Source organism: Nocardia amamiensis, assembly GCF_015477605.1.
Lineage (GTDB): Bacteria > Actinomycetota > Actinomycetes > Mycobacteriales > Mycobacteriaceae > Nocardia > Nocardia amamiensis_A.
Window position 1 is genome coordinate 115,302 of record NZ_JADLQX010000020.1, and the last position, 14,015, is coordinate 129,316.

Genomic DNA, 14,015 nt, shown 5'->3' on the forward strand with positions numbered 1-14,015 from the left:
GCGGCCCGCACACCCGACGCTACCTGCGAACCCCGCCTCCGCGCTCAGGGACAGATAGGCATGTCCGTGAATTTGTCGTAAACCGCAGCGTCGCGAGGGCTCAACGCAGCAGGTCGAGCAGTACCGTGACATGGCTGTGCGCCGGATCCTGTACGGCGGTGAGCAAGGTGACCGGACGTTCGGCGGCCAAGGCGCGCAATTCCCGCAAATCTTGCTGAGCCTGCGTCGAGGCGACTTCGTCCCGGTAGCGGCGGGCGAACTCGGTGGCCCTGGCATCCCGGTCGGCGTGGAACCAGCGCCGCAGTTCGGTGGACGGGGTGAGCTCCTTGGGCCAGCGATCGACCCGCGCTTGCGCCTTGCTGATCCCGCGCGGCCAGAGCCGGTCCACCAGGACGCGGGTGCCGTCGTCCGGGTCCGGTGTGTCGTAGACGCGCTTCACCCGGAAGCCGGGCGGCGGTTGCAGTGTCATGGCAGTCATCGCAGCACGGCCCCGGCACCGCGGCGGGATACGCCACGCGGTCGCTGTCGGCCGATCGGACGGATAGAGTCGCTGGTATGTCCGGTAACGAGGATTTGGAGAAGCTCTCGTCGAAGGAGTTGCACGACCGAGCGATGAAGCTGGCCGTGCGGCGCGGTGATGTGAAGTTCCTCTGGCGCCTGCTCACCTCGATCCCGGCCGCGGAGGCCGCCGCGGGCAATGTCGGCGAGAGCGAGGCGGACATCAAGTATGTGCTGCCCATGATCGACGACTACATCCACGCGGGAGACAGCGCGGTCGCCGAGGTGCTGCGGCCGGTCTACCTGGAGTACTTGGCCCGGCACTCCTGAGCCCGGGTCAGCCGCGGGCCGTGCCCCGCGCCAGTATCGCGCGCCCGACGCCGACAGCCGTGCCGCGCAGGAAGTTCTCCCAGCTGAAGTGGTCGTGCCACAGGATGATTCGGCCGTCGCGCAGTTCGAACGTGCCTGTCACCCAGAATCCGATGCGCACCGGCCCGAAGCGCAGGTAGTCGGTGCGGTCGGTGAGCACGATGTCGCCGTCGGCGGCGATGTGGTGCATGTCGACGCCGAACCCGAGCCAGTCGCGACGCAGGCCACGCAGCATGCCGCCGACCCTGCGGACGCCTTTCACGTCGGGCAGCGAGGTGTTCTTCCAGACGATGTCCGGGTGCAACAGGTCGATCGCTTCCTCGGACGCCCCCAGCTCCAGCGCGGCGAAGAATTCCCGCACCGTGGTGATCGAGTCCTGTTTCAGGTCGGTTTCGTCGGTCATGGTCCGAGCCTAAGCCGCACGGTCAGCAGCGGCGCGCGATGAGCACGGCAAGTCCGTCGAGGATCCGGCCGATGCCGAACTTCAGTGCGCCTTCCCCGCCCGCGGCCGCGCCCTCGTCGGCGAACGCGGCGGCCGACTCCGGGTATCGCTCGGCCGCGGCGGCGACCAGGTCGGCGAACTGTCCCGCGATCTGTTTCTCGAGCGCCTCGGCGTCCATCACGCGCGCCTGCTGCACCAGACTCCGCGCGTGGCCGGTCAGCAGGACGATGGTGTCCAGGCGTTCGGCGTTGGTGAGTCCGGTCCCGGCGAGCGCGGCGAGCGCGGATTCCATCCAGGCCATCTCGTTCGGGCCGATCGGCCGCACCCCCACCGACACCTCCAGTGACCAGGGGTGTTCGCGGAACCGCTGGTAGAGCGTCTCGCACCAGGAGCCGAGCCGAGCGCGCCACGGTTCCTCGTCCGACGCCGACGCGGCCGTCCCCAGCTCCGGAGGCGCGCCGAGCGCGGCGTCCAGCATCAGCGCGACGAGTTCGGCCTTGCCGGGCACGTAGCGGTACAGCGACATCTTCGTGAAGCCCAGGCCCTCGGCCAGCCGCTGCATCGACAAGTTGGCCAAACCCTCGGCGTCGGCGAGCGCGATGGCCTCCGCGACGATGCGCTCCAGCGACAGCGCGGGTTTCGGCCCGCGCTTCGGACGCTGTTGGGTGCCCCAGAGCAGTTCGAGGGCGGTCGGTGCCGGCATGACCGAATCCTTCCGGATAACGCCTTGACGAGAAATTGTGTCTACCATACGCTGATTCGCGTCCGGCGGATACAGTTTCTCTCGGACGCAGATTGCAGAGGAGACTTCCGTGCGCAACACCACCGTCCTCATCTCCGGCGCCAGCATCGCCGGGCCCGCGCTGGCGTACTGGCTGAATCGCTACGGATTCGCCGTAACCGTCGTAGAGCGGGCTCCCGCCTTGCGTCCCGGCGGACAGGCCGTCGACTTCAAAGGCCGCACCCACCGCACCGTCCTGGAGCGGATGGGCATCCTGGACGACGTCGAAGAGCGCAGGACCGGCACCACCGACACCGTGTTCGTCGACGACCGCGGCACCCGGCTCGCCCTGATGTCGGGCGATTTCACCGGCGGCGACGTGGAGATCCTGCGCGGCGACCTGTCGGAGATCGTCTACCGGCGTACCGCCGACCACTGCGAATACCTGTTCGGTGATTCGATCGCCGCGCTCGGCGAGACCGCGGACGGCGTGCACGTCGAGTTCGAGCACGCGCCCGCGCGCACCTTCGATCTCGTCTTCGGAGCAGACGGCATCCATTCCCGGGTCCGAGCGCTGACTTTCGGTCCGGAGCGGGACTTCGTGAAGTACCTGGGTTACTACTACGGCGTCGCAGGCGCGAGCCCGTGGAGCACGAAGACGGCCGGACCGCGGGAACGAGCGACCGCCTATGCCCACAACGCTCCCGGGCGGCTCGCCATCACGGGCGGTCCGAAGGCGCAGCAGATGTACATGTTCGCGTCCGACGAACTCGACTACGCCCGCGACGACAGCGCCACCCAGCGGCGCATTCTGACGGAGGCCTACGCCGACGTGAAATGGGAAGTGCCGCGGATGCTCGCGGAGCTGGCCGACTTCGACGACGTATACCTGGACTCGATCAGCCAGGTCCGCATGGCGGGCCGCTACACCAAAGGACGCGTCGCGCTGGTCGGCGACTCCGCATACGGAAACACGCTGGGCGGCTTCGGCACCGGGCTCGCCGTGGTCGGCGCGTACGTCATCGCGGGCGAATTGGCGCTGGCCGACGGCGATCACAAGGTGGCCTTCGCGCGCTATGACGAGATCATGAAGCGGTACGCGAAGATCGCGGGCAACAGCAACGTCGGCCCCTTCCTGGCGCCGAAGACCGCGCTCGGCATCAGAATGCGCAACTGGTTCCTCGGATCTCGGTTGTTCGGCCTGATGGCGAAGTACGGCGACAACGCGGCCAACGACATCGACCTGCAGGACTACCCCGCTCTCGTCGGCGCGCGGGACGCGAGCTGACAACTCGTCACCCGCCTTGACATCGATCCGACTCCACCGCTGGCCGGGTTGCTCGACACAGAACCGCAGTTCGCGAGGGCGGTATCGCCGACGCCGAGTCCCGCGGGGCGTCGACCCGCGCAGTCCGTTGTGTTTCGATGGAACCGGAGCGGGATGGGACGCGTCTATAAGGTCAGACAGCACTGACGGAAGGGGCGGCAATGGTGGACAGTCCGTTTCCCGGTTACATCGAGGCTGCGAAAACCGGGGCGTTGCAGGTGCGAATGGATCCGCAGGGGTTCATCGAGATCGACCGGGCGTGCCAGGAGTTGATCAATCAGCTCACCGGCGCACGAGCTGACGCGCGGGATCTCGGCGAGAAGGCGGCCTGGGGGTTGGGTGAGGACAATCCGCGCCTGACGTCGGCGGTTGAACTGGTCGGGCTTTTTCGGGAGAAAGCCTTCGGAGGTCCGAACAACGCCTACGACACCCTGAGCGACTACATCACGGTCGCCGAGGAGATCCGCGCACTGTTCAAGTCCATCAGCGATACCTACCAACGCACCGACGCCGAGTTCGCGGCCAAGATGAGGGAACTCAGCGTATGACCGTCATCGAGCACAGAACACGTTGGTTGCAGGGTGGTTGCGCGGCAGTGATATCGGCAGTACTGCTCGCCGGTTGTGGAGACGACCCCGAGTGGTCCCAGACGACCACATCCACACCACCACCCGGTGCCGCTACCACCAGCGCGAACTCCACCGCCCAGGCAGGCACGCAGAATCCTTTCGATCCCTGCACCGCCCTGACACCGCGGTTCTTGGCCGAACACCAATGGGATGCGATGCCGCCCGCGCCGAAGCAGAACAGCACGGGCAGCATCAGCTGGAAGGGCTGCCGGTATGTCGCTCGAGCCGGTTACGGCCTCACTATCGAAACAACCAATGGGACGCTCGACCAGGTGAGGGAGAAGTTCCCTTCGGCGGCGGATATCTCCGTCGGTAGTCGAAAAGCACTGCGCTACGAGGCTCGTCCCGATGTGCCAGGCGGCTGCACCGTCAACGTCGAGATGCAAGGCGGCTCGCTCTACATCCTCGTCGACGATCCGAGTGGAAAGCACCCACGCAAGCTGTCGCCGTGTGACAACGCCACCGACATCGCCCAGACAGTCGCACCGCTGCTGCCTTCGGGCAGTTGAACACCGGGGGACCGATCATGAGACAGACCGATGGCCGAGCGATCACCAATCCGGAGAACGCGCATAGTTTCTCGCACGCCGAGATCAAGCAGGCGGCCGACGGGATGAACCCGGCCGAACTCAGCGGTGCGTTCGACGCATGGGCGGGTATCGCGGCGGCGGTGACGAATGCTGGGCAGGAGTTCGAAACCGCGATCAAGAAAGCGGTGGAACAGCATTGGGAGGGCGCGGCGGCGGAGAGCGCGGCCCGTGCCGTGCGGGACTACGCGGCGCGCGTGGGGGAATTCGGTGAGGCATTGGGCGCGCAGAGCGGGCCGCTGTCGGCGGCGGCGAACGCGGCGGCGAAATTCAAGGCATCGGTGCCGGACGTGCTGGACACCTCCGGTAATCCGGCCGACCCACAGCAGCGCAACTCGCGGGAAGAACAAGCCCGCGACGAAATGAACACCCAGTACATCCAGCCGTACGGGACCACCGCGCCGGGCATCCCCACCCTTCCCCCACCCATCGGGCCCACCGCGGCCGCATCGGGTGTGGAGGCCGGAAACGGCACCGGGATCGGTACGAGCGTCAGCCCGCAGGCGCTGTCGAACGGTACCGGCACCAGCGACACCGCCTCCTCCGCGGACACGCGCCCTTCCGAGAACAGCGGCGCCACGGGCGGCTCCGAGGCGGAAACGAACCCGGATGATCAGGCGCAGCCGATATCCGACGCCGCTCCGGAAACGGTTGCTGCCCAGACCGTTTCCCAGACTCAGGACATCGGGCCGTCGACCGCGGCGGCGTCGACCACGAGGTCTCCAGCATCCGGCCTCGGCACCCCGATCGTGTCCGCCACGCCATTGCCGACGGCGCCCGCCACAGTCACTCCGACCTCATTCGGCGCCACGCCGAGCAGGCCGGGCACGCCCGGTCCGTTCGGTCGGCCGACTGTCACCGGGGACAGCGACAACCAACCGCGACAGGGAACCTCCCGCGCCGCGCCGCCCACCGCCCCCGCAGCGTCGACGGCACCAGCCGCCGCGCCGGGGCGCCCCGGCGCGCCCGGCGTCTCGGGATACTCGGGCATGATCCCGCCCGGAATGCGCGGCCGTCGCGCGGACGACGACGAGCACAAATCGCCGAAGTACCTGCGCACCGAAGAGCACGCGAAAGAACTGCTCGGCGAGGTGAAGCCGACGGTGCCGCCGGTCTTCGGAGAGCAATGATGGCGCGGTGGACACTGTCGGCCGAGCAGTTCGCCGCGGCGTGGTTCGGCACCGGCCTGGACCGTATGCCGTTCCCGTTCCGGTTCACCAGCCGCTTTCCCGGCTTGCACGAGTACCAGGCTTACCAGCAGCAGTTCCGCGCCGAGCTGGGACGTGACGACCGGCTGCCGCTGCGCACGGCGATCACCACGCTGGCCAAGCCCGATTGGCGCATCGAGTTGGCCGGCTACGACAACACCCGCGACGGCATCGAGCTGCGCGCGGTCGCGTGCGGCACCCGCACCGGCTCGGGTGTGCTCGCCGAGCAATCCCCCGGGCCGGACGGCGGCCGAGTCCGGTTGCGCCGCTGTCGAACCGACCAGCTCGCCACCGAAATGGTGCGCCTGCTGCCGGACACCCCGGCCGGGACCACGGGGGAGAAGAGCTTTCTGCTCGACGATCTCAACGACGATCGCCCCGATCTGACCGGCAGCGCGCCCGCCAGTCAGGTCAAGGAACGCTACCGGCGGTTCTGGCGCCAGTCGTGCACCACGCGTGGCACCGCCGTCGTGCTGCTGGGTCCGCGCAACGCGGAACCGCTGCGCACCGGCCGCCTGCGCTGGATCGACACGCCCGACGGCCGCTATTGCGAGGTCCCGGCCAACCGCGCGCTGATGATCCGCCCCGGTACCAGCGGGGATATCGCCCGCTACCTGGACGAGGCGATCGTGCGCGCCAAAGCCCGCATCGATCGGTAGTTCCGGATCGCCGACCGGGCTCGTAGTTTGGGGCTATGCGAACTCGGGACGAAATCGAAGCATTTCTGGACGAGTATCAGCAGGCGTTGAGCTCGTTCGACGCCGAACGCTCGGCCGCGCTGTGGGGAACGCCGGGCACGATCGTGAGCGACGGATTCGTCGGCTCGCTGTCTTCCCGCGCGGATATGGCGCAGGGACTGCGGCAGTCCTATCCCTTCTACCGAGCATTGGGGCTCGCGGCGGTCGACCATACCTTGCTTGGACAGGTCGAGCTCACCGAGCGCATCACACGGTTGCGCGTCCGCTGGCATTTCTTCGATCAGGCGGGCGAATTGCTCACCGATAGCGACTACGAATACCTGCTGCGCCGCGACAATGACGGCGTGCTGCGCGTCTACGTCGCGGTTTCGATCGACGAAATGCGGAAGCTGACCGAACTCGCCGCCGCCAAAGGCATCGAACTCCCGGGTTCCTGATAATCACCCGTGCATTTCGTGCCGCATCAGTGCCCACCGATTCCGCTTCGCGCACCGATGGACAGGATCAGCCGCGCGCCCGCCCCGGCGGCGATCAACGCGACCGCACTCAGCCTCCAGGCGTTGAGGCCGTGCTCGTGATATGCGTCCACCCGCACGCGGCGACGTGGCACAGCCCCCCGCCGCCGCGCCGAAGCGGCGTTGTCGCGCACGTGCGACGGCACCTGCGCGACCACCGGATGTGCGAAGCGAGTCCGGTCAGCCGAGCAGGCGCCAGTCCTCCAGACCGTCGTACAGCGGAACGTCCTTGGCCAGCTTGCCCACCCGGGCCCGCAGCGAGTCCAGGTCCGCGGTACCGGCCAGCGCGCTGGCGATGATGTCGGCGACCTCGGCGAATTCGGTGTCGCCGAAGCCGCGGGTGGCCAAGGCCGCGGTGCCGATGCGCAGGCCCGAGGTGACCATCGGCGGACGCGGGTCGAACGGAACGGCGTTGCGGTTCACCGTGATACCGATCTCGTGCAGCAGGTCTTCGCCCTGCTGACCGTCGAGTTCGGAGTTGCGCAGGTCGACCAGCACCAGGTGCACGTCGGTGCCGCCGGTGAGCACGCTGATGCCCTTGTCCTTGACGTCGGCGGCGGTGAGGCGCTCGGCGAGGATCTTCGCGCCCGACAGGGTTCGCTCCTGGCGGTTGCGGAACTCCTCGGTCGCGGCGATCTTGAAGGCGACGGCCTTGGCGGCGATGGCGTGCATGAGCGGCCCGCCCTGCTGGCCGGGGAAGACCGAGCTGTTCAGCTTCTTGGCGTACTCCTGCTTGGCCAGGATCAGGCCGGAGCGCGGGCCGCCGAGCGTCTTGTGCACGGTCGAGGACACCACGTCGGCGTAGGGCACCGGCGAGGGGTGCAGCCCGGCGGCGACCAGGCCGGCGAAGTGCGCCATGTCCACCCACAGGTAGGCGCCCACCTCGTCGGCGATCGAGCGGAAGGCCGCGAAGTCCTGGTGGCGCGGGTAGGCCGACCAGCCGGCCACGATCACCTTCGGACGCGCCTGCAGGGCGATGTCGCGCACCTCGTCCATGTCGACGCGGTGGTCTTCCTTGCTCACCCCGTAGGAGTGCACCTCGTAGAGCTTGCCGGAGAAGTTCAGGCGCATGCCGTGGGTGAGGTGACCGCCGTGCGCGAGGTCGAGGCCGAGCAGCTTGTCGCCCGGGTCCATCAGCGCCATGAGCACCGCGGCGTTCGCCTGCGCGCCGGAATGCGGCTGCACATTGGCGAATTCGGCGCCGAACAGTTCCTTGACGCGGTCGCGCGCCAGGGTCTCCACCACGTCGACGTGCTCGCAGCCGCCGTAGTAGCGCCGGCCCGGATAGCCCTCGGCGTACTTGTTGGTGAGCACGCTGCCCTGCGCCTGCAGCACCGCGCGCGGCACGAAGTTCTCGGAGGCGATCATCTCCAGGGTGTCGCGTTCGCGGGCGAGCTCGCCTGCCATCGCGGCAGCGAGCTCCGGATCGAGCTCACCGAGAGACTGGGAATTGACAGAGGCGGTCGTCTGCGTCACGGACTCAGTCTATGGGCCCAGGGCCGGGCTCCCGAGCACGGGGTTCACCCCCTCCCGGTCCGCGAGGGTCCGCCCGCTGTCCAGGCGTGACGTGCGACACGCCAGAGACGGCCACGAACCCGACACCGACCGGGTACATGAACCACGCGCGAACGACGCGGCGGGCAGCACCGCGGCGACAACGAAAACCAAGCGCCCACTGTCCGACCGGCGGTCCGCCCCAGCCCGAACCGCGGCGCCGCGTCTCCAGCGCGGCGTGCCCTCAGGGCGATTCGCCGTCTGCGGGCAGGTAGTTCTCCAGCAGTGTGGTGAGGTATCGCTGCGCGTCTTCCAGTGGCTGCGTGGATTTCATCGCCCGCGCCTGCACAATGGCGCCTTCCATCGCGCTGAACGCGAAACTGCTCAACGACCGCGCCTCCTCCGCGGACAGGCCCGCCGCGGTCAGCGCCGCGCCCAGCCGCTCGTGCCAGTCGGCGAAGACCGCGCCCGCGGCGGCCTGCACACGCGGCTCGGACTCGGCGAGGGCCGCGCCGACGACCGGGCACCCGGCGCGGTAGTCGGTCTTCTCCAGCGCGGTGACCCACCAGCCGAGCAGCGACCCGAACCAGTGCCGCGGGGGCGCGGCCGTGATCTTGTCGATCACCACGCCGATCCGGTCGCCCGCGACGCGGGTCGCCGCCTCGACCAGCTCGCTCTTTCCCGAGGGAAAGTGCTGGTAGAGCGAGTTGCGCGAGGCGTTGCTCCGCTCCAGTAGAGCCGCAAGTCCCGCGGCGTGCACGCCCTGTTCGCGAACCAGCTCGATGGCGCTGTCGATCAGCCTGGCCCGCGGCCCGGCGGTCATGTGGATTCCTTGCTCACGGTTGCGTGAACCGATCGGTCCATGTTGCAATCATGACAGATGTGGACCGATCGGTTCACCGGAAGGATGGGATTGATGTCCGAAGCCACGGCCGACCCGGCTCAGCTGTCCGGTCTCGACCTCCTGCGGGTCGCGATGACCAGGGCGGATCGCCCGCCGTTCATCGGTGACCTGCTCGGCATGGAGGTCGACGAACTCGAACACGGCAAGGTGGTCTTCGCGCTGCGCACCCGGCCCGATTTCGCCAACCCGCTCGGCACCACGCACGGCGGCATCTGCGCCACGCTGCTGGACTCGGTGATGGGTTGCGCGGTGCACAGCACGCTGGAAGCGGGCGTCGGCTACAGCACGCTCGAACTGAAGATCAACTACATCCGTTCCGTCCCCACCGACGGACAGCGGCTCACCGCCACCGGCATCACCATCCACGTCGGCCGCAGCACCGCGACCGCCGAGGGCCGGGTGGTGGACGAGAAGGGCCGCTTGGTCGCGCACGCCACCACCACCTGTGTCATCTTCCGCGGTGACCGCTGACCCGAGGAGAATCATCGGATCCCGAGTCACACGCGGTACGGACCAGGAAAGCACTGGAAAACAAAGCGATTCGGTGCGCATCACGTACGCCTGAGCCGCGATCGGCCACGCGAAACGCCGAGATGACGGTTCCCCCGAGCTCGGGGACCCCAATTCATGGGGCACGACGAACAGTAACGAGTAGCGGCGGCCCGAGCGGTTTCCCTGGTGACAGCTATTCAGGACCACCCAGTGGAGGAACGACCATGGTCGGCTTGGTTTCGGTGCCCAACTCTCCCATCGAGGCGCTGCTGCGCACCCTTTCGCTGCTGCTGTGCAGCATCTCGGCCGGCGGACAGGGCTGTGCCGTAATCCAGTGACTCCGAAACGGCTTGTGGCTCGCGCGGGACCACAAGCCGCGTCGTTCGTTCAGGCCGCGGCGCGCACCGCGCCCGGCGTGAGCGGTTCGTCGAGCAGCCTGCGGAAACGGTCGGACCGGTCGTCGGCGTCGATCGCGCGATCCAGCCAGCCGCCCAGCAGTCGATATCCCTCCACATAGGTGGAGATGTAGGCCCGCCACAGCGGCGAGGACAGGAACCGCAGCGACTGCCGCGCCCGGTCCGGCGTCACCAGACTCCAGGTCTGCAAGAACTCGGCCACCTCGTCGTGGGTACGCCCCCGATCGTGCAGCAGCAGCGCGGCGTCCTGCCGGACGCCGAGCAGCTTGGCCGAGGCGTTCGAAAGCCGTTCGGCCCGTTCGCCGTCGAAGCGCAGGCCGAGGTCGGCGTAGATCTCCTGCGCCCACTTCCCCCAGCCCGGCCCCACGATGGAGCGCAACGCCAGGTCGGCCAGACCTTCCGCCATCAGGCACTGCGGCGTGTTCACCAGGAACAGCGTCTGCTCGGCCTGCCCGTCGGCGACCAGCCCGGCCTCCTTGCGGCAGTGCTCGGTGTGGTGCCCCGGATACGACTCGTGCGCGATCAGCTGCGGCAGGTGTGCCATGTGCTGTTTGAGGTCGGAATTGATCGCGACCCGTGAGTGGTAGTTCCCCAAGTAGTAGTTGAATCCGGACCAGGGCTTGTCCCCGACCACCTCATACGTGACATGCTCGTGGTCGGGCAGCGGGTAACGGGCGCGGACCAGCTCGCGCAATGCGCTGGAAAACGCCTCGACGCAGACCGACAGGCGCTCCGGTGGGATCTCGTCGGCCTTGCGATGCGCGGCCATTCGTTCGGCCAGGGGGCCGTCCCCCGCCAGCACCTCGTCCATCTGCCGGTGCGCGTCGCGGTAGTGGGCCACGTCGCCGGGGGCGATGTCGACGTCGAAATACGCCCGGACCTCCTCGACGAACCCGATCTCGTCTCCGGCGAACTTGCGGCCGGAGCATTCCAGCGCGCGCAGATGCACGTCGAGGAACTCCGCGCGCTGCGGCGACAACCCGGCATCCGGTACCGCGTCGCGCAACTCGGCGGCGCGGCGGGCCAGCTCGCGCGGCTGCGGCGCCGGCGCGTTATCCACCGCGCGGCGCAGCGCGGGATCGCCCGTGTAGGCGTCGACGAACCCTTCCTCGAGCCGATCGAAGGCGAGGCCGAGCCGCAGGTATTCGGTGACGAGCGGATGCGCTTCCATGTCAGCCGACATTAGCGCGAAAGGCGGGCAGTCACAGTACGGGCCTCTGGTGCTGGTGACTGGAAAGCCGCCGCCGGAACCCCCTCCTCCAACCGAGTAGCCGCCCAGTGCATGACGCGCTGGACAGCCGATCGTCAGTCCGAGTCGCTGAGGGCGGCGGCGATTTCGTGGAACGATTCCCGCAGGATGTCGCTGTAATCGTCGAGGTCGGGGACGATCTCCGGATCACACGCGACGGAGACGGTGAAGCTGTCGCGTACACCGACGAACGAATGCGCCAAGCCGATGTCCGGGTAAACCGGTGGCAGCATGCCCGCGAAGCGAAAAGGCTTGCCCAGCAACGACCATTCGGCGGTCGGCTCGCACTTGATGCTGGTCAAGATCGTATGCGCGACGGCGGGCGCCTCGGCGGGCGGGAGCGTGCCGAACCGCGCCCGGTACACGCGACTCGGGAGCAGGTCCACCAGCTCCAGTCGAGCGAGCTCGCGGCGGCTGGAGGCCGAATGGCGACGCACCCGCAGCGTGGCGTCGACGGCCCGCGCGCGACTGGCGAGGTCGGGTTCTCCCGGGTACAGGTCCACCACGTCGGCGCCCACGTGATTGACACCCATCACCGGTGCATCGGGCACCGCGATGGTCACGAACGCCGCGAGATCGTCCGGGCACGCGTCCTGCTTTTCGAGATAACGCTGCATGGCGCGGGAGATCGCGGTCAGGCCGACGGACGTCACGGTGATTCCGGATGCCCGAACGTCCCGCAATTCCAACGGGAATGTCCGCATAACGCGTCCCGGACCGATCCGCTGGTTGAGCACCGTCCGGCTGCGCGGTGGCGTGCTCGGCCCGCTGTCGTCGCCGTCTCGGGCGATGCGCCGGTTCTCGGCCCCGACCCGCGCGTTGAAACGCAGCACCTGGAACGGCCACCGCAACGCGCCTCCCACGGCGGCGAGTCCGAGACGCAGGCCCAGGCGTTTCGCGGCGGGCCCTTGCCCCTCGATCCGCACCGGCGCGGGCGCCGGCGCGAACAACGCTTCCGACAGCGACGTCATGGCCGGGCCCGCCATGAGCGCGTGACTGACATGCATCAGCACCACGGTGCCCACGCCGCTCACCGTCGGTATGCCGGACACGCTGGGGAATACGTGCAGTCGCCATGCGCTGACCCGAGCATCGAGCGGTCGCTCCAGAATGCTCCCGACCTGGTCGAGACACCCCGCCCAGTCCAGGTCCGCCGCGTAGACGACGACGTGACTGTCTATCGGACTGTCGTCGACACCCCAGAACGGATGCGCGAGCCCGCCCGGCACGTCGTGAATCCGGCGGCGCAGCGGTTCCAGCACTTCGGCGCGTTCGCCGAGGTGGCGGGCGATGTCGGCGGCGTCCGGCGGCGCACCGGTCTCGCTGTCGAACACCCACCACATCGGCCAGTCGGTGACCCGCCCCGAGCCGACGAAGTAGTAATAGGAGGCATCATTGGCCACCAGCTGTGATTCGCGCATCCTGCTGCTCTCGTCGGTGTCGGATTTGCCGCACTCTATCGCCGGACGGCCGAAATCACCTGTCGCTATGGGCGATCAGGGCGCGCCGGGCGAGCTGTTCGATCAGTTGCGGCTCAGCTTCGGCAACCGGAAGCGGCGAGCACGCGGTGCGGGAGCGCTGACCTCGGACAGGGCGGCGTATTCCGCGTCGGTGAGCGAGATGGTGGCGGCCGCGATGTTCTCCTCCAGATGCGCCACGCTGGAGGTGCCGGGGATGGGCAGCAGGACCGGAGAGTGACGCAGCAACCAGGCGAGCGCGAGCTGGGACGGGCTCGCGTCCTCGCGCGCGAAGGTGTCCAGGACACCACCCGGACGGGCCAGCTCACCGGTGGCCATGGGGAACCACGGGATGAAGGCGATGTCGTTCGCCTCCGCGTACTCGAGCAGGTCCTCCGAGTCCCGGGTGGCCAGGTTGTACAGGTTCTGCACCGAGACGATGTCGACGATCTTGCGGGCCTGCTCGAGCTGGGCGACGGTCACCTGGGAGAGGCCGATGTGCCGGATCTTGCCTTCTTGGCGCAGCAGCGCCAGTTCACCGAGTTGGTCGGCGAGCGGCACCTTCGGGTCGATCCGGTGCAGCTGATACAGATCGATGCGGTCCAGACCGAGGTGGCGCAAGCTCAGTTCCAGCTGTTGGCGCAGGTATTCGGGGCGGCCGACGGGGCGCCAGTCACCGGGTCCCGGCCGGGTCAGGCCGCCCTTGGTCGCGATGACCACGTCGTCGGCGTACGGATGCAGTGCCTTACGGATCAGCATTTCGCTGACGAAAGGACCGTAGGAATCCGCAGTGTCGATGAAGGTGACACCGAGCTCCACGGCGCGGCGCAGGACGCGCACCGCCTCATCCGGATCCTTCGGGTCGCCCCATACGCCCTCACCGGTGATCTGCATCGCGCCGTAGCCCAGACGATGGACCGGGAGGTCGCCGCCGAGGGCGAAGGTGCCCGAGGCGGCGGCGGGACGTGACTCGGCTTGTGTGGTCATGCTTTCCTTCCGAATGGGGCTG

The 14,015-nt window shown here is 68.2% G+C and carries 17 protein-coding genes; 8 read left to right on the plus strand and 9 right to left on the minus strand.

Going from position 1 to position 14,015, the window contains the following annotated elements; translation table 11 throughout:
• Window positions 1–100 precede the first annotated feature (100 nt).
• Window positions 101–469, minus strand: a complete 369-nt coding sequence (locus IU459_RS24935; RefSeq protein WP_195131990.1) for a DUF488 domain-containing protein — start codon at window positions 467–469, stop codon at window positions 101–103.
• 86 nt (window positions 470–555) lie between these two features.
• On the opposite strand from IU459_RS24935, the gene IU459_RS24940 reads away from it, so the two are divergent.
• Window positions 556–828 carry a hypothetical protein gene (locus tag IU459_RS24940; protein ID WP_195131991.1) on the plus strand — a complete coding sequence of 91 codons (273 nt, stop codon included), beginning with the start codon at window positions 556–558 and terminating at the stop codon, window positions 826–828.
• 7 nt (window positions 829–835) lie between these two features.
• On the opposite strand, the gene IU459_RS24945 is transcribed toward IU459_RS24940, so the two are convergent.
• Window positions 836–1,270, minus strand: coding sequence for a limonene-1,2-epoxide hydrolase family protein (locus IU459_RS24945; protein WP_195131992.1), 435 nt, complete (start codon window positions 1,268–1,270; stop codon window positions 836–838).
• A 22-nt stretch (window positions 1,271–1,292) separates the two neighbouring features.
• Entirely contained in the window at window positions 1,293–2,012 is a 720-nt protein-coding gene (locus IU459_RS24950) for a TetR/AcrR family transcriptional regulator (RefSeq protein WP_195131993.1), read from the minus strand.
• A 109-nt stretch (window positions 2,013–2,121) separates the two neighbouring features.
• Between IU459_RS24950 and IU459_RS24955 the strand changes: the two genes are divergently transcribed.
• The 6 genes from IU459_RS24955 (at window position 2,122) to IU459_RS24980 (ending at window position 6,916) form a co-directional block, all read left to right on the plus strand.
• Entirely contained in the window at window positions 2,122–3,318 is a 1,197-nt protein-coding gene (locus tag IU459_RS24955) for an FAD-dependent monooxygenase (RefSeq protein ID WP_195131994.1), read from the plus strand.
• Between the two features lie 200 nt (window positions 3,319–3,518).
• Entirely contained in the window at window positions 3,519–3,905 is a 387-nt protein-coding gene (locus tag IU459_RS24960; RefSeq protein WP_195131995.1) for a hypothetical protein, read from the plus strand.
• Window positions 3,902–4,495 (plus strand): DUF3558 domain-containing protein, encoded by a 594-nt coding sequence (locus IU459_RS24965; RefSeq protein ID WP_228838459.1) that lies wholly within the window; start codon window positions 3,902–3,904, stop codon window positions 4,493–4,495. Before IU459_RS24960 ends, IU459_RS24965 begins: the two co-directional genes overlap by 4 nt.
• A gap of 17 nt (window positions 4,496–4,512) precedes the next feature.
• Window positions 4,513–5,703 carry a PPE domain-containing protein gene (locus tag IU459_RS24970; RefSeq protein ID WP_195131996.1) on the plus strand — a complete coding sequence of 397 codons (1,191 nt, stop codon included), beginning with the start codon at window positions 4,513–4,515 and terminating at the stop codon, window positions 5,701–5,703.
• On the plus strand, window positions 5,703–6,440 hold the full coding sequence (locus IU459_RS24975) for an ESX secretion-associated protein EspG (protein ID WP_195131997.1): 738 nt from the start codon (window positions 5,703–5,705) through the stop codon (window positions 6,438–6,440). Before IU459_RS24970 ends, IU459_RS24975 begins: the two co-directional genes overlap by 1 nt.
• A 35-nt stretch (window positions 6,441–6,475) precedes the next feature.
• A complete protein-coding gene (locus IU459_RS24980) occupies window positions 6,476–6,916 on the plus strand; it encodes a nuclear transport factor 2 family protein (RefSeq protein WP_195131998.1) in 441 nt (146 codons plus the stop codon).
• Window positions 6,917–6,942: 26 nt separating this feature from the next.
• Here the strand turns inward: IU459_RS24980 and IU459_RS40530 are convergent, their stop codons facing one another.
• The 3 genes from IU459_RS40530 to IU459_RS24995 form a co-directional block, all read right to left on the minus strand.
• Window positions 6,943–7,128, minus strand: coding sequence for a hypothetical protein (locus IU459_RS40530; protein ID WP_195131999.1), 186 nt, complete (start codon window positions 7,126–7,128; stop codon window positions 6,943–6,945).
• Between the two features lie 46 nt (window positions 7,129–7,174).
• Window positions 7,175–8,470, minus strand: a complete 1,296-nt coding sequence (gene glyA, locus IU459_RS24990; protein ID WP_195132000.1) for a serine hydroxymethyltransferase — start codon at window positions 8,468–8,470, stop codon at window positions 7,175–7,177.
• A 262-nt stretch (window positions 8,471–8,732) separates the two neighbouring features.
• Entirely contained in the window at window positions 8,733–9,311 is a 579-nt protein-coding gene (locus tag IU459_RS24995) for a TetR/AcrR family transcriptional regulator (protein WP_195132001.1), read from the minus strand.
• 93 nt (window positions 9,312–9,404) lie between these two features.
• Between IU459_RS24995 and IU459_RS25000 the strand changes: the two genes are divergently transcribed.
• On the plus strand, window positions 9,405–9,863 hold the full coding sequence (locus tag IU459_RS25000; RefSeq protein ID WP_440446528.1) for a PaaI family thioesterase: 459 nt from the start codon (window positions 9,405–9,407) through the stop codon (window positions 9,861–9,863).
• Between the two features lie 408 nt (window positions 9,864–10,271).
• Here the strand turns inward: IU459_RS25000 and IU459_RS25005 are convergent, their stop codons facing one another.
• The 3 genes from IU459_RS25005 to IU459_RS25015 form a co-directional block, all read right to left on the minus strand.
• Entirely contained in the window at window positions 10,272–11,471 is a 1,200-nt protein-coding gene (locus IU459_RS25005; protein ID WP_195132002.1) for a DUF885 domain-containing protein, read from the minus strand.
• A gap of 134 nt (window positions 11,472–11,605) precedes the next feature.
• Window positions 11,606–12,970 (minus strand): wax ester/triacylglycerol synthase domain-containing protein, encoded by a 1,365-nt coding sequence (locus IU459_RS25010; RefSeq protein WP_195132003.1) that lies wholly within the window; start codon window positions 12,968–12,970, stop codon window positions 11,606–11,608.
• 102 nt (window positions 12,971–13,072) lie between these two features.
• On the minus strand, window positions 13,073–13,993 hold the full coding sequence (locus tag IU459_RS25015) for an aldo/keto reductase (RefSeq protein ID WP_195132004.1): 921 nt from the start codon (window positions 13,991–13,993) through the stop codon (window positions 13,073–13,075).
• Window positions 13,994–14,015 lie beyond the last annotated feature (22 nt).